Genomic DNA, 24,052 nt, shown 5'->3' with positions numbered 1-24,052 from the left:
TGCGAAGGGCCAGGCGTTCAGACTCAGGCGGCTTGCTGGAACTATTGAGCGGGGGCTGAGGGCAATCGATCCATCATCATCCGCATCATGGTGGTCATCATTTCCATGCGCTTTTGCATCGCCTCGTGGGAGGCCATCATGTTCATGGGCATACCGCCTTTCATGGTGCCTGGTCCCTTGCCGGTCCCCTTCATATCGCCCATCTCCGGCATGCCCCCCGTGGAGTCCATTTTTTCCATCATGGACATGCCGTCCTGCATGGTTTTCATGTGATCGGCCATCAGCGCTTTGCGCTCTTCAGGCGTCTTCGCGGCCATCATTTTTTCGTGCATCTCACGCATGGCCTTGATCGTTCCATCCATCGCCCGCATCGATTCCCGGGGCATGGAAGGTGATTTGGCCGCTGGAGCCGTGAGGGCCCTTTTTGCGGCTTCGGGTGCATGGTGTTGTGTGTGTTCCGCATCGGTCTGTGAAAAGGCACCGAAGGATGCTGCTGCCATTGCAATGGCCAGAACGGTATGGCGAGGCGTAGTCATAAAGACTCCTTTGGAAAATAAGGAACAAGGCTGGATGGGAGGAGGTTCCGACAGGGCCGGTCAGGGCGTCGGAACAGATGAAGCAGGCGCAATCCCCAGCGCCTGCGCGCTGAGCCACCACGCCCGGGGAGCGAGGATTTAAAGGGTGAGCCGCAGGAAGCGGATAGACACCGGCGGCTCGCGCCAGGTCTCAGCTTTCAAGGGTGCGGATCGATCATCAAGATCGACAAGCGCAACGGTCAGCGCAGGCGCCCACGCAACGAGCGCCAGTTGCGAATCAGCGGCATTGTCAAAAGGCTTGACTTTGATGGCGGCTGTTTGTTCCGCAGCGCACACCGTCAGGCAAATCGCCTCGTCGGGGTCCTGTGCGTGTTCGTCTGCCTCGACGTGCGCGGTCGCTTGAAGCTGTTGCACTGACCCGGGATGGCCGTGCCCATCGCTCAGCAGGCATGCATTGGCAATGCCTGCACCCAAAGTGATCAGCCAGGCGAATAGCATCACGATAGCGGTGTAGCGTGTGTTCCGGCGGCTGAAGAGGGTCTTCATGGCTTGAATGCAGAAAAATTGCTGTTGCAGCGTCTGTAATTTAGAGGCTGCAGCGATTCGGGTATTGATCTATGTCAACATGGACTATCCGCGGGAAAGAATCGCCCAGCCAACTAAGCCAACAGCGGCGACCAATAGCACCACATAGCCCAAAACCCGTTCACTTCTATACTGCTTTTTTGTACAAGGCAGGCAATAGAGAAAGGTATCCCCTTTGTAGTGCGGAACGGGCAACAAATACCCGCCGGAATCGCAGGCATAGCAGCGCATGGCCAGGTTGCGTTTTTTTCCACGTGAGTCGCGGTATACCTGCACAACCAGCGCTATGACCGGGAAGACACCCAGGACTGTGATCAAGAAAGAAGCGGCGGCTATCTCCATGCGCCTATTAGAACCGCGTTAAAGAGGATTCTTATGAGAGATATTGTTGTCATCGGTGGACTGTTTGCGTGGCTGATTTTGGGCCTTGCCTGGATCACACCCCTAAAACTCAAGCTGATCAAGTTGCATGGCTCCGACAAGTCCAGCAAATTTTTCATCGAGCTGGCCAGGCAAGGGGATGCCCTGGCAAAGACCGTGGTGTTCCGCACCAAGGTTTTTATGGGGGTGGGAATTGCCGGGGTGTTTCTTTTGTGCTTCCTCAAAGTTTTGCGTCCTTGAAGAAGGTGAGGGCTCCCAATGGAAGGCGCTTACCTCTTGTAATTGGTTTTTTTGACGATTTAGTGACCGCCTAGCTTGCGTACGTCATCCATCAACAGATCGAACGTAAGCGCCTCAACTTCAGGTTTGCCTGGTACGTAATTTTCGTCTCGCTCATCGGGCGGTGTAAAGGCGTTCTCAATACAGGAAAGACACATCCTCAGCGAGGATGTAGATGCCTTATTCCCAATCGCAATGTTTCGACCTAACGCTGCGATAGCACCGCCAAACTGATGTTTCTCCCAATAACCGAATTCTTCACGCTTCTGATTCATGGACTCAACAATGAGATCTGCGATGTCACGCCTGATCCCATCAATGTCATCACCTTGATCCAAGCGCGTAAAAAGTTCTTCAACTTTTTCCATGGCAGCAACCTTTGTAGCGTGAATAGACGAACAACCACCCATCAATCCATCAGCTTGTTCTTTTTGTCCCGGTTTTATATCGGATTCGGCCAGTCAGCCATGCGCCCAAGAATTCTCCCGAACAGAGGGTTTTTTCGCGTCCAGCCCCATCTATTCAGAGGAGGCGCAATGTGACAAAAAGCCTACCATGTGGCGGTTCAAGACACCATCGTCCCATAAACAGCTAGGAACCACCAATGGCTAGATGCACAGCACCAGTACAGGGTCATCGCACAGCAAGCGGTCGGGCAGACTGCCCTGCATGCGGTGGTGGCGGCTATAACCGCTACGGCGGCTACGGGTCGTACCCGTCCTACTCCCCGCCGAGGAGCAGCGGGGGTGGCTATAGCAGCAGCGGCGGCGGTGGTGGATCCAGCGGCAGTTCAAGGCCGCGCTGGTCGAGAGCGGGGTCGCCCGTGTCGTACACGCCTGCCGAAGTACGGTCACTCACGCCGGTCCGCGACAGCTTCGAGAAGCGAGCGGTGCTGCCTGACCTTCGAGATGTCTTCCTGTGCCACGCGTGGGACGACCGGCAGGGGGCCGCCAAGGATCTGCACGATCTGCTCGAGTCGCTCGGTGTCACAGTCTGGTTTAGCGAAAAGGACGTCGCTCTCGGCACGTCGTTGCTGCGTGAGATCGACAAGGGACTGGCGAAGTCGCGAGTCGGGATCGTACTGGTGACCCCTGCGCTGCTGCGCCGCGTCCAGGGAGAGGGCATCGCCGACAAAGAGCTTTCGGTACTCCTAGCGCGTGACCTGCTCGTTCCTATCGTGCACGACACGACGTATGAAGCTCTCCGCGAAGTCAGCCCACTGCTCGGCTCGCGAAGCGGCCTGAGCACTGCAGAAGAGGCGATGGCAAACGTCGCAGCGAAGATCGCTGAACTAGTCGCCCTCTAGCTCTATTGCCGGGGTGGCCGGCCCGACGTCGCAGAACGACAACTTACGAGAACCAACAAACACAAGGGATAAGAATGAGAGTAGGGAACAAAACTGTACTAGCATTCACCACTATATTCATAGGCGATGGTGAAACCGCTGAGCTAGATGTGCCGATCACTTCCACCGAAGTTCTACATCTCAAGTTAACTACTGCCCCCTTGAAAGATTATCGAGAGAAAGAAGCACCAATAATTCGGCATGAGTGGATTGGCAACGTCGTTGAAATGTCATTCGCGAATTTCAACGAGCCTCTCGGCGCAGTTACCAACAAGCCCACCCGCTTCGCACAGTCAAAGACAGGCTCACCAATCTATTATTTGGCCATCGTATATCGGCTAAGCAATTACACCAAGATTGAGCTGCAAATCATGATGGGTGGCGGGCTCATGATGGGGGGCCTCTTGTCATGAACAATATTCCTCCAATCGGAGAGAACTCAGGAATAGCGATCGTAGAAGACCACAACAACACTTCGCAAAAGCTAATTAGGATTACTGAAGACAAACTGCGACTAAGACTGCTGGAATACCTTGGAAAATGGACTTCTACTCAAGCATGGCAAGTACCTCTAGGCCTTTTCATCACAATTGTTTTAGTGTTCTGCTCCGCAGAATTTAAGGCTGCCTGGAGTCTGTCCGCTGACACGTGGCGAGCAATCTTCGTAATTGGTGCAATCGTTTGCTTCATATGGCTTGTAACTAGCCTGATGAGGCTGCGCAAAGCACCATCAATTGATGACCTCATCGAATCCATAAAGAGCGAAGTCAAGTAACAAGCTACTACTTCCACTCCGTTATTCTTGTATCGGTTCTGTGTTCAACACCCAACGGTCACCGAATTGTTGAGCCAGTGACAAGCTACACGGTGGCTGGAAGTCCAGGCGGCCCAGATCGTCACGGATGGTGTGAAGCATCAGGGTCGCTTTTATTAACTCGGCAGTGTCTCGATTAAACATCCAATAAATCCTTCTACGGCTGGGAATGGATGAGATACCCTTGAGTTATCTTTGCCATGCGGCCGGGAGCTTTGTTTTTGGAGTTGACATGGCAAGACAACACTACGACAAACCAACCCGGGCGCTGCTAAAGGACATGCTTCTTACCTGGGGCCTGAAACCGGGCCAGGTGTTTACGACCTCGCGCGCAGTTGAATGGTTCGCCAAGAATTACCCCTTGTTAAAGCCGGGTAGCATCCGCGCGCATCTGGTCCAGGCGGCGACGAATGACCGCAGCCGGCTGCACCACTCAGCCACAAATGAAACCGATGACCTCTTATTCAAGGTGGATTCGGGTCAGTACCGCCTTTATGAACCTGGGAAGGATCCTGCGCCAATTCATGAAATGGTCGTCGGCGATGTGGCGCGCCAGGAGGCAGACGCGGCCGTCGATGAGGAGCAAGAAGACGAAGAGGCAGCACCTGGCTCGTCGGAATTTCTCCTTGAGAAAGATCTGCAGCGCTACCTTGCTGAAAACCTTGAGTGCATCGAGCCTGGGTTGCGGCTCTATGAGGACGAAGGCATCCGTGGGATCGAGTTCGAGGCCGGCGGCGGTCGGCGCATCGATATTCTGGCTCTGGACCAGTCCAACGCCTTTGTTGTCCTTGAGCTGAAAGTCTCTCGCGGTTATGACCGCGTAGTTGGCCAGTTGCTACGGTACATGAACTGGGTTCGCAGGGAACTGGCCGAACCTAGGCAGCGCGTGCGCGGCATCATCGTTTGCCGCCTCATATCTGAGGACCTGAAACTGGCCTGCGCCAGCATCAGGGATGTTGAACTCTGTGAGTACAAGCTGTCCGTTACCGTCTATAAAGTGCCGCAACTCGAGCTCCCAAACTAATTTCATTCCCACACAAAATACGCCTTGCCAGTACCCGGCGTGAGTGAGCGTAGTAGGTGCGGCCACCTCCTATTAGGCTTTGCCCGCGGCCTGGCCGCCACCTTGCGCAGCCGCATCCCGAACCACCAGCACAGGCACTGGCGCCAGTCGCAAAATCTCTTCCGCGCCGCTGCCCAGCAGCACACGCCCCAGGCCGCGCCGGCCGTGGGAGCCGACGACCACGAGGTCGGCGCCCCAGAGTTTGGCGGCCTCGGCCACGACTTCGCCCAGGCGTTTGCCGAGTTCTTCGCACAGGCTCTGGTCGGCCGCCACGCCGGCCGACTGCGCGATGGCCGTGGCATCGGACAGCACTTTGGCGCCGCCTTCGCGCAGCATGCCGGCCACGTCGCCGGAGTAAGTGCCATCGGCAGCCATGGCGCCCAGTTCATTGATGGCATGCAGCAGCCGCACGCTGGCGCTGGTTTCGCGTGCCATGCGCAGGCCGGCGACCAGGGCCTTATTGGCGGTTTCGCTGCCGTCCACGGGGATCAGGATTCGTTTGAACATGGTGACTGCCTCGATCTGGAATTGCAATACGCACAGTATTGGCCGGTTTGGGGGCGGCGATCTTGACCTGCATCAAGCCAGCGCCGCAGTCTCCAGGTAACAGGGGATTTTGCAGGGCCAGTGCAGCTCGCGTTCTATGCGCTGGCGCATGGCGTCGGCCGCGGCCGGCTCGCCGTGGGTGATGAAGGTCTGCCGGGGCGCGGACTTGAAGCCGCGCAGCCAGCCCATGATCTCGGCGGCATCGGAATGGGCCGACAGGTCGTCCAGCATGGCCACTTCGGCGCGCACCGGCACCTCCTGGCCGTGGATGCGCACCGTGGGCGCACCGCCGGCGATGAGGGCGCCGCGCGTGCCGCCGGGCTGGAAGCCGGCAAACACAATGGTGTTGCGTTTGTCGGGCGCGAAGGCTTTGAGGTGGTGGACCACACGCCCGCCCGTGGCCATGCCGCTGGCGGCAATGATGACCATGGGGCCGTGTTTGGCATTGAGCAGGCGCGACTCTTCCGGTGATTCAACGATGTGGGCCGTATGGGCCATGGCTTCGCACTCCGCCGACGTCAGCCGCAGCTCGGCCTTGTGCTTGAGGTAGACCTGGGTGGCCTTGGCCGCCATGGGGCTGTTGAGGTAGACCGGCAGGCTGCGCGGTATGACGCCCTGGGTCTTGAGCACCTCGATGCAGTGCAACAGGCTTTGCGCGCGCCCCACGGCGAAGGCCGGGATCACCACCACGCCGCCGCGCGCGGCCGTGCGCTGGATCACCTGGCCCAGCGCGAGCAGGGGGTCGGAGTCCTTGTGCAGGCGGTCGCCATAGGTGGATTCCACCACCAGGTAATCGGCGCCGTCCATGGGGGAGGGCGGCTTGAGCACCAGGTCGTTGGGCCGGCCTATGTCGCCGGAAAACAGCAAGGAGCGCGAGCCGTTGTCCAGCCGCACGAAGGACGAGCCCACCATATGGCCCGAGGGCGTCAGGCTGGCGTTCAGGCCCGGCGCCGGATGCCAGGGTTTGCCGGCGGGCACCGGGTGCAGCAGCTTGAGGCAGCGCAGCGCATCCTCGCGCGTGTACAGGGGCAGGGCCGGCGCGTGCTTTGAAAAGCCGTGCCGGTTGGCGTATTCGGCTTCTTCCTCCTGCAGGTGGCCGGCGTCGGGCAACAGGATGCGGCACAGGTCGGCCGTCGCCGGGGTGCAGAACACCTTGCCCTTGAAACCCTGGCGCGCCAGCAGCGGCAGGTAGCCGCTGTGGTCGATGTGGGCATGGGTCAGGATCACCGCATCGATGCCGGCTGGATCCATCGGCAGCGGCGACCAATTGCGCAAGCGCAGCGGCTTGTAGCCCTGGAACAGGCCGCAATCGACCAGCAGGGTGGATTTGACATGCCGGACCAGGTATTTGGAGCCGGTGACGGTGTCGGTGGCGCCCAGGAATTGGATCTTCATGGCGCCAGCTTAGGCGCGCCGCAAACCGCTGTATTTGATATAGCGCAGAAAGGAGGCATTCAGCCCTTGGCGGCGCCGATCCGGCGCACGGCGCGCGCCAGCGAGGGCGCCATGCGGATGGCATTGGAAGGATGGGCGACCGTGTCGCAGCTCAGAACGCGCGCCACCCCTGCTTCGAGCAAACGGCGCTGGGCTTCCACGTTAAACAGCGCATGCACGGCGATGCAAATGGGAGCGCCCAGCCGGTTTTTTTTCAGCAGGCTTGCCGCGGCGAGCATGGTTTCGCCTGTGGAAACAATGTCGTCCAGCAGCACCGGCGCGTGCCCCGGCCAGCGTTCGGGGCTTGCCAGCCTGACACCCACGTCCCGGTCGCCGCGCCGCGTTTTGCGCAGCACGCTCCAGGGCGCGCCGGCCAGCCTGGCGACTTCGGCGACCCACTGCGCGCTTTCCTCGTCGGGCCCGATCAGCCAGGGCGACGCGACATGGCCGCGCAGCCAGCGGGCAATCAGGGGAGCGGCCGGCACGACCTGCGTGCGCAGGGAATAGATTTCGTCCAGCCTGTGCACGCGGTGCAGGTGCGGGTCGACGGTCACCAGGAAGTCCAGCGACGCGGACAGCAGCCGCGCGTAGCTGCGCGAGGTGACGGCTTCGCCGGGATGAAAACGCTTGTCCTGCCGCATATAGGCCAGGTAGGGCGCGACCAGGCCGACCTGCGAGGCGCCCAGCTCGCGCGCCGCGTCCGCCGCAAAAATCAGCGGCAGTGTCTTGGCGTCCGGCTGGTCCAGGCTGCCGGCCAGCACGACGCGGCAGCCCTGGACCGGCGCGGCGATGAGCACGCCGGTTTCGCCGTCCGGAAAGCGGTGCAGCGCCAGCTCGCTCCAGCCGCAGCGCAGGCTGCGCGCCAGCGCCGCGGCCAGCGGCGCGCCGCCGGGCAGGGCGAGGACCACTATCGGTTCGCGCTTCATCGCGCGTCCTCCATCACATGCACGGCTTCGGCCTGCGTGGTGGCGTATTCCAGTGCATAGGACAGCTCGCCCGGCGAGGCCGCGTGCAGCGTGAACAAGGGCTGGCCGCGCTCCACGACCGCGCCCAGTTGCACATTCATGTCGATGCCGGCGCAGGCCGAGGTGGGCGCCCCCGCGAGTTTGGCGATGCGGGCCAGACGCCGGTTGTCGATGGCAATCACGGTGCCGGCGCGTGGTGAGGGCACGGGCTGCCTGCAGGCGGCTACCGGCGGTTCGCGCAGGCCGCCTTGCGCTTCGCAGATCTCCTGGAATTTTTTCCAGGCGCGCCCGTCCTCGAGCACGGCGGTGGCCAGCGCGATGCCGCCGCCGGCCGGCGCGGCGCCGCCGAATTCAAGAATCCGCCCGGCCAGGTACAGGGAGCGCTGCGCGAGATCGGCCGGCGCGCCATCCTCGCGGCGCAGCACCGCCAGCACGTCGCGCGCCTCCAGCGCGGGGCCTATGCCGCGGCCCACAGGTGCCACGCCGTCGGTCTGCACCACCTGCGTGCGCAGGCCCAGGGCCTGGCCGACCTGTTCGAGCTGCCGCGCAAGTTGGCCGGCGGCATGCGCGCTGCGAACCTTGGCGGTCAGCCCGACGGGCATGTCGATCAGCACATGCGTGGCACCGGCCGCGGCCTTCTTCGACAGGATGGACGCGACAAGCTGCCCCTGGCTGTCCAGGTCCAGCGGGCGTTCGACGCGGATCAGCACATCGTCGGCCGGGCTGAGCCGCACGGCGCCGCCCCAGACGATGCAGCCGCCGGTGCGCTCGACCGTGCGGCGTATCTGCGCCACGTCCAGGTCCACCGGGGCCAGCGTCTCCATGGTGTCGGCCGTCCCGGCGGGTGAGGTGATGGCGCGCGACGAGGTTTTGGGCATGCGCAGCCCGCAGGCCGCGATGATGGGCACGATGACCATGGTGGTGCGGTTGCCGGGCAGGCCGCCCACGCAATGTTTGTCCATGACCGGCCCTTCGCCCCAGTGCATGCGTTCGCCGGCGTTGACCATGGCGCGCGTGAGCGCGATGGTTTCGTCCGTGTCCAGGTGCTCGCCCGCGCAGGCGGTCACAAAAGCCGCCAGCTGCAGGTCCGAATAGCGGCCCGCCGCGACGTCCCCGATCACGGCATCAATGGCCGCCTGGCCCAGGCGCTTGCCGTAGACCTTCGCGCGCACATGGCCCAGCGATTCGAGCGGCGCGGGGTGGTGCAGCGAAATTTCCCCGCCGGGCCGCGCGTCGAGAAGGCGCCAGGCGGCCTCGGACAGGCCGGCTTCTTGCGGCGACAGGAAATCGCCGCTGACCACATTGAGCGTCGCGACGATGGTGCGGCCGTCCATCCGCAGCTCCACCCGCGACTGCGCCTCGAAGCCTTCCGAACGGCAGACGGGGCAGTCGCGGTGCATGTACAGCACCGGTTCCTGGTAGGTGTCTATGCCCAGCCTGCGCAGGCGCAAGCGGTTGGCGACGGGCGTGTGGGGAGTTTCTTGCATGGCGATCTATGCGTGGCCATCGCACCGGGGGGAGGTCTGCCTCGCAGGCTCAATCTACCGGGTGCTCGCCGCCTTCTGCCGGTGCGGCGCCGCGAATCACCAGCACAGGCACAGGTGCCAGCCGCAAAATCTGTTCCGCACCGCTGCCCATCAGCACACGCCCAATGCCGCGCCGGCCGTGCGAGCCGACCACCACGAGGTCGGCCCCCCATTGCCTGGCCGCCGTGGCCACGGCCTCGCCAAGACGGTTTCCGGGCTCTTCGAGCAGGACCTGGCTGACCTCCACGCTCGCCGACTGGGCCACGGCCATGGCATCGGCCAGCACCTTGGCGCCGCCTTCGCGCATCATGCCGGCCAGGTCGGCCGAGTAGCTGCCATAGGGGTCTATGCCGCTCAGGTAGGCCATCTCGTTGACGAAATGCACCAGGCGCACGCTGGCGCCGGTCTCGCGCGCCATCTGCAGGCCGGCGACCAGGGCCTTGGTGGAGGTGTCGCTGCCGTCCACCGGGATCAGGATTCGCTTGAACATGGTGAATGCCTCTTTGGGATTGGGACACCATGACTATGGGCGATTCCCGGGAATGGACGCTTGATGCGGATCAAGTTCCGTGTCATTGGCGCGGCGGTTTTTCGCCGGCAGCCTGGCAGGCCAGGCAGAACGCCGCTTCCGGCAGTGCCTCCAGGCGGCGCAGGTCTATCGGCTGGCCGCATTCCAGGCACTGGCCGAAACTGCCGTCCCGCAGGCGGTGGCCAGCCATAAGCACCTGGGACAGCTCGTTCATGGCGTGCGCCGCCTCCAGGGCCGCAATGCCGTGTTGCGACTCCCGGTCGGCCAGGTCCTTGAAGTCCTGCACCTCCGAGTCGTCGGGCTGGTCGGCCGCAAGTTCTTTGCTGTAGCCCGTGTCCAGGGTGGCCCTTAACTCGGCTTCGCGCGCGGCCAGGAGCTTGCCGAAGTGTGCTGCCATTGAATGGTCGTAATGCTTCATGGGAGGGCCTTTGAGTTGTGGGGTGGATGTCTTTGCATTGGCGGATGTGCCGGATTTTCGGGAAAGTCCGCTTGCCCGCATTGATCTGGCGCAAGCGGAGGTGAAGGGGCTCGTCCCTTGCGCTACGTCAAATCCCGGGCTGCCCGTTCTGGCCATCATGGGTGCCCGAACTTTGTCGAAAGGCAGACCATGAACGCCAGGACTCTCATGATCGCCGCGGCCTTCGCCACCTGCGCCGCGAGCTACGCGGCCGGCGATGCCATGGCGCAGGCCCCGGAAAAAGCCCAGCCAGCGGCGGGAGCCTCCAGCGCGCCTTCGAGCGCGGCCGCGCGCTCGAAGGCCGTCGCGCAGAAAGCCGCGGAGGAAGCGGCCGATTCCGCTCGCGCGGCGGCCGACCTGGTCAAGCTCACGCTGCAGCTGGCCGAAACCGCCGCCCAGGATCTGTCAAAGCGGGCTGCCGCGAATATCCGGGAGCAGGCGCTCAAGGCGGACGAGGCCGCCAGAAAGGCCCGCGAGAAAGCTGAGCGGGCCGCCGCGACGGCCACCGACGACATGAAAAAGCTGGCGGCGAAGGCGGCCGAAGCGGCCAGGCGGGCCGCATCCGCCGTGCGCGCGGCCTCGGGGCGCGCGGAGGACGCCCTGCGCAAGGCCGGCCGGCCCGACGAGGCGCAAACGCGCAAAGCCATGAAGGCAACACAGGATGCCCTGAGGAGCGCGGAAAAAGCCGCGCAGGAATCGGCCGAGGCCGGCCGGCAAGCGGCGGACAAGGGCGCGGATTCCGGCGCCAAAAAATAGGTGGTGGACCCGCTTGCCGGTCCCGCCGGAAAAATGAGCGCCACATCCCAGGCCCCGGGGCTCAGTGACGAGGAAGCCGCCGCGCGGCTGCGGGCGGACGGCCCCAACCTGTTGCCCGGCAGCGAGCGGCAAAGCTTCTGGCGAACGGCCCTGGGCGTGGTGAAGGAGCCCATGTTCCTCATGCTGCTCGCGGCGGGTGGGGGTTACCTGCTGCTGGGAGACACGGCCGAGGCCGCGTTCTTGCTGGCCTCGGTCTTGCTGATCGTGGCGTTGACGCTGTTCCAGGAACGCAAGACACAGCGCGCGCTGCAAGCCTTGCGCGAACTGTCGGCGCCTCGCGCGCTGGTCCTGCGCGAGGGCAGGGAGCTTCGCATCGCCTGCCGCGACGTGGTCCGCGGTGATCTCCTGGTGTTGCGCGAGGGCGACCGCATCGCCGCCGATGCCGACTTGCAGGAAGGGGCCCTGGAGGCCGATGAATCGCTGCTGACCGGCGAATCCGTGCCCAGGCCCAAGCTGCCGCATCCGCAGGCCGGGCGCGGCGACGAGCCCGACGGCGAAAGCGGCGCGGCGCTTTACGCCGGCACCGTGGTCACGCAGGGAAGGGGACTCGCCCGGGTGCAGGCCACCGCGGGCCGGACCGCGATGGGCCGCATCGGCGTGGCGCTGGCGACGACACAGGCCCCGGCCTCGAGGCTGTACCGGCAGTCACGGCGCATTGTGCGGGGTTTCGCCGCCGCCGGGCTGGCGGTGGCCGCGCTGCTGGTCCTGCTGGGCTGGCTCAGGGACGGGCAGGGCTTTGTCGCCAGCCTGCTGCCGGCGATCGCTTTTGCGATGGCGGTGTTGCCGGAAGAGATTCCCGTCGTTCTCGCGGTGTTCCTGGCGCTGGCGGCCTGGCGTTTGTCGCGGCAAAAAATCCTCACGCGCCGGGTCGACGCCATCGAGGTGCTGGGCGCCATCACGGTGCTGGCGGTGGACAAGACCGGCACCCTGACCCTGAATCGCATGGAACTGGTCGAACTGGCGGGCGTGAACACTGTGTTCAGGGCCGGCAGCGATGCGCCGCTTCCCCAGGCGCTCACAGAGCTGGCCGAATGCGCCATGCTGGCCACGCCGCTCAAGCCTTTTGACCCCATGGAAAAAGCCATACGGGCATTCGGAAACACCCGCCTGCCCCAGGATTCCAGGGCACGCCTGGGGGTTGAGCCGGTGCGGCAATATCCGCTCACGCCGCAGCTCCTGGCTGTCACCCATGCCTATGACTGCGGCGCGCCCGGGCGGTATTTCCTGGCCTGCAAGGGGGCGCCGGAAGCCGTCATGGGCCTGTGCCGCCTTGAGGCGCACAGGCGTGAGGCCGTGCAACAGCAGGTGCAGGACATGGCCGCCAGGGGCTTGCGCGTGCTCGGCGTGGCATGCGGCGATTGGGTGGGGGCCGGCTTGCCCGCGGGCCAGCAGCAGCTCAGCCTGCGCTTTGTCGGCTTGCTGGGCCTGGCCGATCCGCTGCGGCCCACGGTGCCGCAAGCGGTCCGGGATTGCGGCGAGGCGGGCATTCGCGTGATCATGATGACGGGCGACCATCCCGTGACGGCCAGCGCGATTGCCCGCCAGGCAGGCCTGCCCAATCCCTGCGATGTGCTCACGGGCGCGGACATCGATGCGCTCGATGACGCCGCGCTGCGGACCCGCCTGAGGAGTGCAGCCATCTGCGCGCGGCTGCGGCCCGAACAGAAGCTGCGGCTGGTGCGCGCACTGCAGGCCGACGGCGGCACGGTGGGCATGACGGGCGACGGCGTCAACGACGCGCCCGCGCTCAAGGCCGCCGATGCCGGGATCGCCATGGGCGAGCGCGGGACCGACGTGGCCCGTGAAGCCGCCGCCCTGGTGCTGCTGGACGACAGCTTTTCCAGCATCGCGACGGCCATACGCCAGGGCCGCCATGTCGACGACAACATCCGCAGCGCCGTGCGCTTCATCTTTGCGGTGCACGCGCCCATCGTGGCGCTGGCCCTGGTTCCGGCCTTGCTGCGCTGGCCGGCGCTGCTGTTGCCGGCGCAAATCGTGCTGCTGGAACTGATCATCGACCCGGCCTGCTCCATCCTGTTTGAGGCGCAACCGGCGGATCCCGAATTGATGCGCCACCCGCCCAGGCCGGCCGCGGATTCGCCCTTCGCCTTGCGCAACATGCGCTACGGCCTGCTGCAAGGCCTCGGCCTGGCGCTGGCCTTGCTCGCGGCCAACAGCTTGATGCTGGGGCAGGGCTGGCCCGCGGCCGAGATACGCACGACGCTGTTCCTGGGCCTGGTCGCGGGCCTGTTTCTCCTGGTGCTGGTTCATCGCCATGCGGTGAACATCTTCAGGAATCCCTGGTTGCCGCGCCTGGCCGCGGCGGTTGCCCTGGTTCTTTCGCTGGTGCTGTGGCAGCCCTGGCTGCGCGGGGTCATGGGTTTTGTCCTGCCGTCCGTACGCGGCGGCGCTTGGCTGTTGCTGATCCTGGGCGCCATGACGCTGTGGCTGCTGGCCTTGCGCCGGGTTTCAGCGGCCTTGCAAGGCCGCCGCCCTTGATTTAGCTCAAGGGCCGGGCCGGCCGTTCGCCATACCCTTTGCCGGTGGCCGATGCCCGCGCAGCGACCGGCCGACCGCAGCTTTGTTTGCGCGCAACCCTCCAAGGAGCAGAACCATGTCCGAGCGAACCCTCATTGTTTGTTATTCCAACACCGGGACATCGCGCCGCGTGGCCGATCTCCTGTCGAGCAAATTCAAGTGGCCCTGCGGCCAGGTCAGCGAGGCGCGATCGCGCACCGGCGCCGCGGGCATGCTGCGCTGCGTGATGGATTCGCTGTTCAAGCGCCATCCCGCGATTCGTTATGAAGGGCCGGACCCGCGGGGTTTTGAAACGGTTGTGCTGATCGCGCCCATCTGGCTTGCCGAACTGGCGGCGCCCATGCGCAGTTTTGTGCGGGACCATGCACGAGGCCTCAAGTACGTGGCGGTCATCTCGGTGATGGGTGGGCAGGGCGCGACCAATGCCTTCGCTGAAATCGACCGGATTCTGGGCCGGCCGCCGATCCTGTCGACCTCCTTCACCGCGCGCGCGGTGGACGACGGCAGCTATTCGTCCGCCCTGGAGGTGTTCGGCAGCGCGGTCCGCGACAGCGCAAAGAGCGAGGAAACGGTGCGCCCGACGACTTTGTCGCCCAGCGCCGTTTGATCGCATGGCCTCGATACACCAACTGTTGGTGCCGGTTGACGGCAGCCCGACCTCCACCAGGGCGCTGGATACCGCCATTGAACTGGCGCGCCTGAATGGCGCGCATATCAGGCTTTTTCATGTGATCGACGAGCTGGACCATGTCAACGGCTTTGAGACCCCCAAGGCGTATCGCGAGGACCTGCTCCCGCTGATGCGCGCCGGCGGTGAAAAAATGCTGGCGCAAATGCGGCGCCGCGCCACCGAACAGGGCCTGGTGTGCGACAGCGTGCTGGTGGAGTCGGGCGCCGGCCGTGTCTGCGAGCAGGTCGCCGAGGAGGCCCGCCTGGCCCATGCCGACATGATTGTGCTGGGCTCGCATGGGCGGCGCGGCCTTGCGCGCATGCTGATGGGCAGCGATGCCGAGCAGATCGTGCGGCATGCACCGGTCCCGGTGCTGGTGGTGAAAGGCTGACACCGGCCGCCATGGGCCACCGCGCCGTTTTACGCGCCGACTTCGAGCTTGTTGACGATGCGCGTCACGCCCCTGGCAGCAAAGGCCGCGCCGGCGGCCGCTTCGCGCTCGGCCAGGGAATGCACCTTGCCGTGCAGGGTGACCTCACCGCCCTCCACGTCGATCTGGATATGCCGGGCTTCGCGGTCGGCCTGGCGTGCCAGCGCCGCGGCAATCTCCGCCGCGACGTCGCGCGTGCTGACGGTGGGTTTCACCACAACGTTGTTGGACAGGCCGCGCACGCCGACCAGCCCGCGCACGCATTTCTCGGCGGTTCTGCACTGGTAGGCCCAGTCGACGTCGCCCGTGAGGGTGAGCCAGCCTTTTTCCACCTCGACCCTGATCCGCTCGGGCGGCAGCAGCACGCTCCAGCGCAGCGCGGAGGCGGCCACCGAGGCAATTTCAGAGTCGCTGCGCTGATGCGCCGCCACCAACTTCACGTCCAGCTCGATGGCCAGCCCGCGCACACCGGCCACACGGCGAACAGCCCGCTCCGCCGCGACTTTTTCGGCAAAGCTGTTCAGGTGCCCCGTGAGCGTCACGACACCGTCATTGACGAGAACGCCTATGCCGGCTGAATTGACGGCGGGTTCCCAGGCCAGTTCGGCGGTGACATCAGCCTTGAGCTGAAAATCGGTTTTCATGGTTTGTTCCTTGGATGAAGTGGTCACCACCACAAGGTGGTGATGCCACTGTAGGCAGGCGAGGCAGTGCCTGTCTTGATATTCCTCAAGCGATGGCCTGTTGCGCAAGCCCTGCGCGATGCGGCGGGGCGGGGCCCTTCCACGCCGGCTTATGCCGCCGGGCCGCCGCCGGGACTGACTTCGGTGCCGGCGCGGCCCGCCAGCATGTCCTCGATCTGGGCCAGCGAACCTATCAGCGCCTTCTTGCCGGTCTTTGACACAAAACCGGTGGCAGCCTGTACCTTGGGGCCCATGGAGCCCGCGGGGAAGCTGTGCGCCAGCAGCTCCTGCGGCCTGACCTTGCCGAGGGCGCGCTGCGTCGGCTGCCCCCAGTCGAGGTAGACGGCGTCCACGTCGGTGGCGATCACCAGGCAGTCGGCACCCAGCTCCAGCGCGAGCAAGGCGCTGGTCAGGTCCTTGTCAATCACGGCATCCACGCCTTCCAGGGGCCGCCCGCCGGCCGTGCGCGCCACCGGGATGCCGCCACCGCCCGCGGCGATGACCACGGCCTGGTGTTGCAGCAGCCAGCGCAGCGGGTCCGCGCTCAGCACACGCAGGGGCAGGGGCGAAGCCACAACGCGCCTGAAGCTTGCGCCGTCGGGCGCGACATGCCAGTGCATGGCTTGCGCAAGCCGCTGCGCTTCCTCCTGGGTGTAGACAGGCCCTATGGGTTTGGTGGGCCGACCGAAAGCCGGGTCATTGAGATCGACTTCCACGCGCGTGAGCAGGGTGACCACAGGGCGGTTGGGGGCAAGCTGGTTGGCGAGTTCCTGCTCCAGCAGGTAGCCGATCATGCCCTCGGTCTGTGCTCCCAGCATGTCGAGCGGGTAGGGCGCCACCGCCGCGTAGGCCGAGTTCTGAAGGGCCAGCAGGCCTATCTGCGGCCCGTTGCCGTGCGTCACCACAAGCTCATGGTGCAGCGCGACGCGCGCCAGCTGGGCCGCCACGCTCTGGATGTTTTCGAGCAGGTGCTGCGCGCTGGGCGACTGGCCCCGGCGCAGCAAGGCGTTGCCGCCCAGCGCCACGACCAGCCTCATGCCAGCGTGGCCACGAGCACGGCCTTGATGGTGTGCATGCGGTTTTCCGCCTGCGTAAACACGATGGACGCGTCGGATTCGAAAACCTCGTCGGTCACCTCGATTTCGCTGAGGCCGTAGCGCTCGTGGATCTGGCGCCCCACTTCGGTGTCCAGGTTGTGGAAGGCCGGCAGGCAGTGCATGAAGCGTGTGCGCGGCTTGCCGGTGGCCTTCATCAAGGCACTGTTGACCTGGAAGGGCAGCAGCTGCGCTATGCGCTGCTTCCAGGCCTCCTCGGGCTCGCCCATGGAAACCCAGACGTCGGTGTAAAGGAAATCCGCGCCCTTGACGGCTTCGGCGGGATCGCTGCTGAGAGTGATGCGCGCGCCTGTCGTTTTCGCCAGCTCGCGCATTTCAGCGACCAGCGCGGGCGGCGGCATCAGCGCCGCGGGCGCGGCGATGCGCACGTCCATACCCATCTGCGTGCCGCCCACCAGCAAGGAGCAGCCCATGTTGAAGCGGGCGTCGCCCAGGTAGCAAAAAGACAGCTCATGCAGCGGCTTTTCGCCAAACTCCTGCATGGTCAGCAGGTCGGCCAGCACCTGGGTCGGGTGCGACTCATCGGTGAGCCCGTTCCACACCGGGACGTGCGAAAAGCGCGCGATCTCCTCCACCACCGTCTGGTGAAAGCCGCGGTACTCGATGCCGTCGTACAGCCGGCCCAGCACCCGCGCCGTGTCTTTCAGGGATTCCTTGTGGCCCAGCTGCGAGCTGACCGGGTCGATGTAAGTGACATGGCCGCCCTGGTCGTGCACCGCGACTTCGAAGGCGCAGCGCGTGCGGGTGGAGGCTTTCTCGAAAATCAGCGCGATGTTTTTCCCCTTCAGGCGCGCCAGTTCATTGCCCGCGTATTTGGAGCGCTTGAGCTCGGCGGCCAGGTCCAGCAGGAAACGGATGTCCCGCGGGGAAAAATCCTTGAGGTCCAGCAGGCTGCGGTTGTGAAGGTTAAAGCTCATGGGGCCGTCTTTCGTTGTGTCGCAATGACGGCTCAGGCGGCGTCGCGCTCGATGGGGCAGGACATGCAGTGGCTGCCGCCGCGGCCGCGCCCCAGTTCGCCGCTGGGGATGGTGATGACTTCGACGCCGGCTTTGCGCAGCAGGGTGTTGGTATGGGTGTTGCGGTTGTAGGCCATGACGACGCCGGGCGACAGCGCCAGCACGTTGTTGCCGTCGTCCCACTGCTCGCGCTCGGCTTCGTAGGCATTGCCGCCGGTGGCGACGACGCGCAACTTGGGCAAGCCCAGTGCCTGCGCGAGCACCTCCAGAAGAGGTTCCGCCTCGGCCCTGACGTCCAGCTCACCCGGTTTCTCGCCGGGGCGCAGGCTGAACACGCGGATAGCCTGCACGATTTCCGGGAACACCGTCACCAGGTCGCGGTCGCAAAAGGTCAGCACCGTGTCCAGGTGCATGGCGCCGCGCGACTTGGGCAACTGGGCCGCCAGCACCCGGGTCGCGGCGCCGCGGGCAAACAGGCTGCGCGCGAGCTGGGTCACGGCCTGCGGCGAGGTCCGCTCGCCCATGCCGACCAGCACCAGGCCCTTGCCCAGCGGCATGACGTCGCCGCCTTCGAGCGAGGCCTGCGCGTGCGGCTGCCCCGGGTCGCCCCACCATTCGGTGACCTTGCCCGCGAACGCCGGGTGGGAGCGGTAGATGGTCGCCATGAGCAGGCTTTCCCGCCGGCGCGCGGGCCAGTACATGGAGCCCAGTGCCACGCCGTCGCCTATCCAGCAGCTGCTGTCGCGCGTGAACAGGGTGTTGGGCAGGGCGGGCAGCAGCAGGTCCGAGGGGCTGGCGCAGGCGGCCGTGAGGCCGGGCAGCTTGAAGGGCAGGTCCGCCGGCGTCAGCCCGCCGATCAGGAATTCGGCCAGCCGGGCCGGCGGCAGTTCCTGCAGCCAGGGCCGCAGCACAGCCGCGGCTTCAAAGTCGGTGCCGGCCAGTTCGCGGTCCAGCAACCGGTCGCGCGTCATCGGGTTGCCGACCGTGACCGCGAGAAGGTCGTGCAGCTCCAGCACTTCCACGCCGTGCTCCGTCATGGCGCTGGTAAAGGCATAGTGGTCGTTTTTGGCCTGGGCGACCCACATCACGTCGTCGAACAGCAACTCCCGGCAGTTCGCGGGCGTCAGGCGCGTGTGCGCCAGGCCGGGCCTGCAGACCAGCACCTTGCGCAGCCGGCCCGTCTCTGAATGGACGCCGGCCATCACAGGCTCAACTTTCCGGCGGCCAGCATCCAGCCCGCGACCACCGCGAGTGCGAGCACCGCGGCGAGCATGGCTTTTTCGCCCGCGCTGAAGGCCTGCTTGCGAGCCTGCCGCTTGGCGATGGCGTAAAGGACGGCGCCGGGCGCATAGAGCAGGGCGCTCAGCAACAGGTATTTGGCGCCGGCGGCATACAGCAGCCAGAGGCAGTACACCGAGGCGAGCGCGGCCACGGGCAGGTCCAGCGCGCCGCTGGCCGGGCCCGCCCCCTCACCGCGCGCGGCCAGCTTGAGGCCGTAGAGCGCGCTGAACAGGTAGGGCAGCAGGATCATGGCGGTCGACAGCGAGATCAGCGCCAGGTAGGACGCCTTGGACACCAGCGTGACGATGAGGAAGAGCTGCACCATGGCGCTGCTCAGCCACAAGGCATTGGCCGGCGCGCCCTTGCCGCTCTGGCGGCCCAGCCATTCGGGCATCACGCCGCTGTTGGCCGGCGTGAACAGCGATTCGGCGGCCAGCAATGTCCAGGCCAGGAAGCCGCCGCCCACGGAAACAATCAGGCCTATATAGATAAGCACGGCGCCCCAGGTGCCCACGGCTTTTTCCAGCACGCCGGCCATGGAGGGGTTCTTCAGCCCGGCCAGTTCCGGCTGCGTGAAGATGCCCAGTGACAGCAGCGAGACGGCCATCAGCAAGGCCAGGCAGATCAAAAAGCCGATGACCGTGGCCTTGCCGACGTCCTTGCGCTGGCGCGCGCGCGCCGAATAGACGCTGGCGCCCTCAATGCCGATAAACACCCATACCGTCACCAGCATGGTGCTCTTGACCTGCTCCAGCACGGAGCCCAGCTTGGCACCGCCCCAGAAATCCAGGCTGAAGGTGGGCGCCTGGAACGCGGCCGCGGCCAGCACGATGAACAGCAGCAGCGGAATGACCTTGGCCACCGTGACCACGGCATTGACCCAGGCGGCGGTGTTGATGCCGCGCAGCACCAGCGCATGGACCACCCACAAGACCACCGACGCGCCGGCGACGGCCGCGGGGGTGTTGCCTTCACCGAAAGCCGGGAAGAAGTAGCCGAGCGCGCCGAACGCGGCCACCAGGTAGCCGACGTTGCCTATCCAGGCGCTGATCCAGTAACCCCAGGCGGAGTTAAAGCCTATGTACTCGCCCGAGAGCGCATGGGCATAGGCGTAGACGCCGTTGTCCAGTTCGGGCTTGCGCAGCGCCAGCATCTGGTAGACCCGCGCCAGCACCAGCATGCCCACGCCGGTGACCAGCCAGCCGATCAGGATGGCGCCGGCACCGGCGCCGGCCGCCATGTTTTGCGGCAGGCCGAAGATGCCGCTGCCGATGATGGAGCCCGTCACCAGCGCAACCAGCAGGCCCAGGCCCAGCGTGCCCTGGGACTCCCGTGTGGTGGGAATGCTGCGCGGCGCTGGCGAAGAGGAGGTCGTAGAGAGGGTGTTCATGGCAGGCTTTCAGGATGGGCGGCTACTGGACCAGCAGCACCGGCACGTCGACATCGGCCACCACGCGCTGGGCGACGCTGCCGAGCAGGGCGCGGCCCAGCAGGCCATGGCCGTGGGTGCCCATGACCACCATGTGGGCCTTCTCGCGTTTGGCCGCCTGCACGATCTGCGTGGCCGGTATGCCGGCGACCCAGGAGGCGCGGAAGGGGATGCCGTGGCGTTTGAGGAAACGCTCTATGGGCTCCAGCACTTTCTGGGCTTCGTCGCGGTGGTAGGCATGCACCGTGGCGGCGCCCAGCATGGTCTTGACGCGCGGGGAGACGGCCATCTGCACGTTGAGCACGATGAGTTCCGCGTCGGCGCCCATCAAGGCTTCGTGGGTGACCAGGAAGGCCAGGGCTTTTTTGGTGAACTTGCTGCCGTCAACGGCCAGAAGGACTCTCATGTTGCTCTCCGGAAAAAAGGAAATGAAACGGCGCGCGCTCAGCGCAGGACCAGGACGGGAATGCTGCTGTGCGTGAGCACCTGCTGGGTCTCGCTGCCGAGCAGGATGCGCGAGATGCCCTTGCGGCCGTGCGAGGCCATCACGATGAGGTCGCACTTGTTCTTTTTGGCCGTGGCCAGGATGGAGGCCGCGACAAGGTCGGACTTGACGGTCGCGGCCTTGGCCTTGACGCCCGCGGCTTCGGCGGTCTTGCACACCGCGTCGACGATGGCCTGGCCCCTGTCGGCCCAGTCCTTTTCGACGCGCCCGACTTCCTGCGGCGACACGGTGGCGCCGCCCTCGAAGTAGCTCACGGGATAACGCGGCACGACGTTGAGCGCCACCAGGCCGGCCTCCAGGGATGCGGCCAGGGTGATGGCTTCCTTGACGGCTTTTTTGGAAAGTGTGGATCCGTCGGTGGCAACAAGAATGCGTTTGTACATGATGGTTCTCCTGTGTTGATGTGCCGCAGTCTAGAAGCGCCGTCCGGGCCCTGGCTTGATCCAGGTCAAGGGCGCGGCACATGATCTCTAGCCTCTGTTCCGCGGTTTTGATGGGGTCTTTCGATGCGTGAAAAAACGCATCGGCCCGGAAGATGTCCGATGCCACGAGGTGACTGTGCGCGCGGCGTGGGGAGGTGTCTGTTCGCCACCAGACTTAAGCCACAGCGCCAGACACCCGGCTGACACCCGCGAAAGAGCCCATGGCCCTTGGATTGATCCATGTCAAGGGCAGGGCACTCTGCGCTGGCTAAGCTTTCGCCATGCAAACCGCCCCCTCCTTGCCGCTGCTTTCCGCCGGCCCCGTGCCGCCTGCCGCGGGCAGCGCCACGCCATGGGCCGCGCTGGATGAACCGGCCGAATGGGAGGGTTTCAGCCGGCCGGCCGCCGGGCGCGAGGGCTGGTGGGAGTCCTGCCTGGCGATCGAAGGCATGCATTGCGCGGCCTGCGCGCTCACCGTCGAGTCGGTTTTGCGCAAGCTGCCCGGCGTGGATGCGGTGCAGGTCAACGGCGTCGCGGCCGTGGCGCGGCTTCAGTGGCAGCCGCAGGCCACGCGGCCTTCCGCCTGGATGGCCGCGCTGCGCCAGGCCGGCTACGGTGCCTTGCCGGCCGGCGACCTGCTGCTGGCTGGCAACCGGCAGCGGGCCCAGCGCCTGATGCTGTGGCGCTGGCTGGTGGCCGGCTTTTGCATGATGCAGGTCATGATGTATGCGGCGCCGGCCTACCTGGCGCCGGCCGGCGAGATCACGCCCGACATCCGGGCGCTGCTGGGCTGGGCCTCCTGGGTGCTGACCCTGCCGGTGCTGCTGTTTTCCTGCTGGCCTTTTTTTGCGGCGGCGCTGCGCGACCTGCGCCACCTGCGCATAGGCATGGACGTGCCGGTGGCGCTGGGCGTGCTGATCGCCTTCGGGGCCAGCACGGCCGCCACTTTTGACCCGGCCAGCCCCTGGGGCGAGCATGCCTCCTACGACTCGGTGCCCATGTTTGTGTTTTTCCTGCTGTCGGGCCGGCTGCTGGAGCAGCGCCTGCGCGACCGCACCGCCGGCGCGCTGGAGGCGCTGATGCGCCGCCTGCCGGACAGCGTGGAGCGGCAGGAGGCCGACGGCAGTTTCCGCGCGGTGGCCGTGCGCCGGCTGGTCCCGGGCAACCTGGTCCGTGTGCTGCCGGGCCAGGCCTTTCCCGCCGACGGCGACGTGGAAAGCGGCGAGAGCCGGGTCGACCAGTCGCTGCTGACCGGTGAATCCAAACCCTTGCTGCGGCGCGCCGGCGACGGCGTCATTGCGGGCAGCCACAACCTCACCAGCTTGCTGCTGGTGCGCGTGCGGCGGGTCGGCGCGCAAACCCGTTACGCCGAAATCGTCGCGCTGATGGAGCAGGCCTCGCTCGAAAAACCCGGCCTGGTGCAACTGGTGGACCGCATCGCCAGCCCTTTCCTGGCGGCCGTGCTGCTGGCCGCCGCCGCTGCCGCCTGGTGGTGGTGGCCTTTCGGCCAGGCGCATGCGATGGCCGTCGCGGTGTCTGTGCTGATCGTGACCTGCCCCTGCGCCTTGTCGCTGGCCACGCCGGCGGCCATGCTGGCCGGCGCGGGCGCGCTGGCGCGGCGCGGCGTGCTGGTGCGCAGACTGCAGGCGCTTGAAAGCTGCGCGGCCGTGGACACCGTGATCTTCGACAAGACCGGCACGCTGACAGAAGACCGCATGGATGTGGTCATGGCCTACACGCCCGCCGGCGTGGACCGGGACGAAGTGTGCGAAAGGGCGGGCGCGCTGGCCAGGCAGTCGCTGCATCCGGTTTCGCGCGCCATCGCCGCGCGCTTTCCCGTGAATGCTTCTGCGCCGGGCTGGGTGGCCAGCGAGGTGGAGGAGGTCGCCGGCCACGGCCTGCGCGGCAAGGTCGCCAGGCCGGACGGCAGCGATGCGCGCTACCTCTACCTGGGCTCGGCCTCTTTTTGCCGCGCGCCTGTGCCGGGCCGTGATGCCCCGGTCCCGCAGGCGCATCTGTCCGACGGCGAGCATTACCTCGCAGGCTTCGAACTGGACGAGGCGATCAGGCCCGATGCGGCGCAGGCCGTGGCGGCCTTGCTCCAACTCGGTGTCCGCGTGCAGCTGCTGTCGGGCGATACCGGCCAGGCCGTGGCCCACCTGGCGCGCCGCGCCGGCATCGAGTGGTGCTTCGGCGAATGCACGCCGGAGATGAAACTGGAACATGTGCGCAGGCTGCAGCGCGAAGGCCACCGCGTGATGATGGTGGGCGACGGCATGAACGACGGGCCGGTGCTGGCCGCAGCCGATGTGTCCATGGCCATGGGCCAGGCCGTGCCGCTGGCCCAGGCCAGGGCGGATTTCATCATGACCGGCAACCGGCTTGCCAGCGTGGCGGCGCTGCTGGCGCAGGCGCGGCGAACCAGGAGGGTGGTGCGCCAGAACCTGCTGTGGGCCGCGCTGTACAACGCGGCCTGCGTGCCGCTGGCCATCGCGGGCCTGATGCCGACCTGGCTGGCCGGCTTTGGCATGGCGGCGAGTTCGCTGCTGGTGGTGGCCAATTCGGCCCGGCTGGCGCGTTATCCACGAGAGAACTGAATGGACATCCTGTTTTTGCTGATACCGCTGTCCGTCGTGCTGGCGCTGCTCATCATTGGCGCGCTGGGCTGGGCCGTATGGCGTGGGCAATTCGAGGCACTCGAGCAGGAAGCCGAACGCATTCTTCACGGTGATTGACCTGTATCAAGT

The 24,052-nt window shown here is 65.5% G+C and carries 27 protein-coding genes; 10 read left to right on the top strand and 17 right to left on the bottom strand.

Annotated elements, in window-relative coordinates; translation table 11 throughout:
- Nucleotides 1-41: 41 nt before the first annotated feature.
- From BLQ85_RS02040 to BLQ85_RS24075, 3 genes are all read right to left on the bottom strand, one after another.
- Complete coding sequence (locus tag BLQ85_RS02040; RefSeq protein ID WP_074574384.1) at nt 42-536, bottom strand: hypothetical protein; 495 nt, start codon at nt 534-536, stop codon at nt 42-44.
- 138 nt (nt 537-674) lie between these two features.
- Nucleotides 675-1,082, bottom strand: a complete 408-nt coding sequence (locus BLQ85_RS02035; RefSeq protein WP_074574383.1) for a hypothetical protein — start codon at nt 1,080-1,082, stop codon at nt 675-677.
- 84 nt (nt 1,083-1,166) lie between these two features.
- Entirely contained in the window at nt 1,167-1,463 is a 297-nt protein-coding gene (locus BLQ85_RS24075) for a hypothetical protein (protein WP_139200859.1), read from the bottom strand.
- A 33-nt stretch (nt 1,464-1,496) separates the two neighbouring features.
- On the opposite strand from BLQ85_RS24075, the gene BLQ85_RS02030 reads away from it, so the two are divergent.
- Nucleotides 1,497-1,742, top strand: coding sequence for a hypothetical protein (locus BLQ85_RS02030; protein ID WP_074574382.1), 246 nt, complete (start codon nt 1,497-1,499; stop codon nt 1,740-1,742).
- Between the two features lie 59 nt (nt 1,743-1,801).
- On the opposite strand, the gene BLQ85_RS02025 is transcribed toward BLQ85_RS02030, so the two are convergent.
- The gene (locus BLQ85_RS02025) at nt 1,802-2,149 is read right to left on the bottom strand and encodes a hypothetical protein (protein ID WP_074574381.1); all 348 of its coding nucleotides are present in this window, start codon (nt 2,147-2,149) and stop codon (nt 1,802-1,804) included.
- A 521-nt stretch (nt 2,150-2,670) separates the two neighbouring features.
- On the opposite strand from BLQ85_RS02025, the gene BLQ85_RS24740 reads away from it, so the two are divergent.
- The 3 genes from BLQ85_RS24740 (at nt 2,671) to BLQ85_RS02005 (ending at nt 4,964) form a co-directional block, all read left to right on the top strand.
- The gene (locus BLQ85_RS24740) at nt 2,671-3,087 is read left to right on the top strand and encodes a toll/interleukin-1 receptor domain-containing protein (RefSeq protein ID WP_254779644.1); all 417 of its coding nucleotides are present in this window, start codon (nt 2,671-2,673) and stop codon (nt 3,085-3,087) included.
- A 149-nt stretch (nt 3,088-3,236) separates the two neighbouring features.
- A complete protein-coding gene (locus BLQ85_RS24070; protein ID WP_139200858.1) occupies nt 3,237-3,539 on the top strand; it encodes a hypothetical protein in 303 nt (100 codons plus the stop codon).
- Between the two features lie 633 nt (nt 3,540-4,172).
- Nucleotides 4,173-4,964 carry an endonuclease NucS domain-containing protein gene (locus BLQ85_RS02005; protein ID WP_074574378.1) on the top strand — a complete coding sequence of 264 codons (792 nt, stop codon included), beginning with the start codon at nt 4,173-4,175 and terminating at the stop codon, nt 4,962-4,964.
- Nucleotides 4,965-5,036: 72 nt separating this feature from the next.
- Here BLQ85_RS02005 and BLQ85_RS02000 read toward each other — a convergent pair whose 3' ends face one another.
- The 6 genes from BLQ85_RS02000 to BLQ85_RS01975 all read right to left on the bottom strand — a co-directional run bounded on the left by BLQ85_RS02000 (nt 5,037) and on the right by BLQ85_RS01975 (nt 10,421).
- The gene (locus tag BLQ85_RS02000; protein ID WP_074574377.1) at nt 5,037-5,510 is read right to left on the bottom strand and encodes a universal stress protein; all 474 of its coding nucleotides are present in this window, start codon (nt 5,508-5,510) and stop codon (nt 5,037-5,039) included.
- A gap of 72 nt (nt 5,511-5,582) precedes the next feature.
- Nucleotides 5,583-6,944 carry an MBL fold metallo-hydrolase RNA specificity domain-containing protein gene (locus BLQ85_RS01995; protein WP_074574376.1) on the bottom strand — a complete coding sequence of 454 codons (1,362 nt, stop codon included), beginning with the start codon at nt 6,942-6,944 and terminating at the stop codon, nt 5,583-5,585.
- 59 nt (nt 6,945-7,003) lie between these two features.
- Complete coding sequence (locus tag BLQ85_RS01990) at nt 7,004-7,909, bottom strand: ribose-phosphate pyrophosphokinase (RefSeq protein WP_074574375.1); 906 nt, start codon at nt 7,907-7,909, stop codon at nt 7,004-7,006.
- Nucleotides 7,906-9,435 carry a thymidine phosphorylase family protein gene (locus BLQ85_RS01985; RefSeq protein ID WP_074574374.1) on the bottom strand — a complete coding sequence of 510 codons (1,530 nt, stop codon included), beginning with the start codon at nt 9,433-9,435 and terminating at the stop codon, nt 7,906-7,908. The genes BLQ85_RS01990 and BLQ85_RS01985 overlap by 4 nt, the downstream gene beginning before the upstream one ends.
- 49 nt (nt 9,436-9,484) lie before the next feature.
- Entirely contained in the window at nt 9,485-9,964 is a 480-nt protein-coding gene (locus BLQ85_RS01980) for a universal stress protein (RefSeq protein ID WP_074574373.1), read from the bottom strand.
- Nucleotides 9,965-10,046: 82 nt separating this feature from the next.
- Nucleotides 10,047-10,421: a TraR/DksA family transcriptional regulator gene (locus BLQ85_RS01975; RefSeq protein WP_074574372.1), complete on the bottom strand. Its 375-nt coding sequence runs from the start codon at nt 10,419-10,421 to the stop codon at nt 10,047-10,049.
- Nucleotides 10,422-10,610: 189 nt separating this feature from the next.
- On the opposite strand from BLQ85_RS01975, the gene BLQ85_RS24065 reads away from it, so the two are divergent.
- The 4 genes from BLQ85_RS24065 to BLQ85_RS01955 all read left to right on the top strand — a co-directional run bounded on the left by BLQ85_RS24065 (nt 10,611) and on the right by BLQ85_RS01955 (nt 14,875).
- The gene (locus tag BLQ85_RS24065) at nt 10,611-11,216 is read left to right on the top strand and encodes a hypothetical protein (protein ID WP_139200857.1); all 606 of its coding nucleotides are present in this window, start codon (nt 10,611-10,613) and stop codon (nt 11,214-11,216) included.
- A gap of 33 nt (nt 11,217-11,249) precedes the next feature.
- Nucleotides 11,250-13,775 carry a cation-translocating P-type ATPase gene (locus tag BLQ85_RS01965; RefSeq protein ID WP_074574370.1) on the top strand — a complete coding sequence of 842 codons (2,526 nt, stop codon included), beginning with the start codon at nt 11,250-11,252 and terminating at the stop codon, nt 13,773-13,775.
- A gap of 115 nt (nt 13,776-13,890) precedes the next feature.
- Nucleotides 13,891-14,421 (top strand): flavodoxin family protein, encoded by a 531-nt coding sequence (locus tag BLQ85_RS01960; protein ID WP_074574369.1) that lies wholly within the window; start codon nt 13,891-13,893, stop codon nt 14,419-14,421.
- Between the two features lie 4 nt (nt 14,422-14,425).
- Complete coding sequence (locus tag BLQ85_RS01955; RefSeq protein WP_074574368.1) at nt 14,426-14,875, top strand: universal stress protein; 450 nt, start codon at nt 14,426-14,428, stop codon at nt 14,873-14,875.
- A 29-nt stretch (nt 14,876-14,904) separates the two neighbouring features.
- Here BLQ85_RS01955 and BLQ85_RS01950 read toward each other — a convergent pair whose 3' ends face one another.
- From BLQ85_RS01950 to BLQ85_RS01920, 7 genes are all read right to left on the bottom strand, one after another.
- Nucleotides 14,905-15,558, bottom strand: coding sequence for a BON domain-containing protein (locus BLQ85_RS01950; RefSeq protein ID WP_074574367.1), 654 nt, complete (start codon nt 15,556-15,558; stop codon nt 14,905-14,907).
- A gap of 149 nt (nt 15,559-15,707) precedes the next feature.
- Nucleotides 15,708-16,634: a carbamate kinase gene (gene arcC / locus BLQ85_RS01945; RefSeq protein ID WP_074574366.1), complete on the bottom strand. Its 927-nt coding sequence runs from the start codon at nt 16,632-16,634 to the stop codon at nt 15,708-15,710.
- The gene (gene argF / locus BLQ85_RS01940; protein WP_074574365.1) at nt 16,631-17,629 is read right to left on the bottom strand and encodes an ornithine carbamoyltransferase; all 999 of its coding nucleotides are present in this window, start codon (nt 17,627-17,629) and stop codon (nt 16,631-16,633) included. The genes arcC and argF overlap by 4 nt, the downstream gene beginning before the upstream one ends.
- A gap of 32 nt (nt 17,630-17,661) precedes the next feature.
- The gene (locus BLQ85_RS01935) at nt 17,662-18,870 is read right to left on the bottom strand and encodes an arginine deiminase (RefSeq protein ID WP_074574364.1); all 1,209 of its coding nucleotides are present in this window, start codon (nt 18,868-18,870) and stop codon (nt 17,662-17,664) included.
- Entirely contained in the window at nt 18,870-20,339 is a 1,470-nt protein-coding gene (arcD, locus tag BLQ85_RS01930; protein WP_074574363.1) for an arginine-ornithine antiporter, read from the bottom strand. Before arcD ends, BLQ85_RS01935 begins: the two co-directional genes overlap by 1 nt.
- Nucleotides 20,340-20,361: 22 nt before the next feature.
- The gene (locus BLQ85_RS01925; RefSeq protein WP_074574362.1) at nt 20,362-20,784 is read right to left on the bottom strand and encodes a universal stress protein; all 423 of its coding nucleotides are present in this window, start codon (nt 20,782-20,784) and stop codon (nt 20,362-20,364) included.
- A gap of 38 nt (nt 20,785-20,822) precedes the next feature.
- Nucleotides 20,823-21,266 carry a universal stress protein gene (locus BLQ85_RS01920; protein WP_074574361.1) on the bottom strand — a complete coding sequence of 148 codons (444 nt, stop codon included), beginning with the start codon at nt 21,264-21,266 and terminating at the stop codon, nt 20,823-20,825.
- A 320-nt stretch (nt 21,267-21,586) separates the two neighbouring features.
- Here BLQ85_RS01920 and BLQ85_RS01915 point away from each other — a divergent pair, with 320 nt between their 5' ends.
- On the top strand, nt 21,587-23,902 hold the full coding sequence (locus BLQ85_RS01915) for a heavy metal translocating P-type ATPase (protein WP_074574360.1): 2,316 nt from the start codon (nt 21,587-21,589) through the stop codon (nt 23,900-23,902).
- The gene (ccoS, locus tag BLQ85_RS01910; RefSeq protein WP_074574359.1) at nt 23,903-24,040 is read left to right on the top strand and encodes a cbb3-type cytochrome oxidase assembly protein CcoS; all 138 of its coding nucleotides are present in this window, start codon (nt 23,903-23,905) and stop codon (nt 24,038-24,040) included.
- Nucleotides 24,041-24,052 lie beyond the last annotated feature (12 nt).

The organism is Polaromonas sp. JS666 (genome assembly GCF_900103405.1).
Taxonomy (GTDB): domain Bacteria; phylum Pseudomonadota; class Gammaproteobacteria; order Burkholderiales; family Burkholderiaceae_C; genus Polaromonas.
The sequence above is the reverse complement of the archived record's forward strand: the minus strand, read 5'-3'. Positions and strand labels throughout refer to the sequence as shown.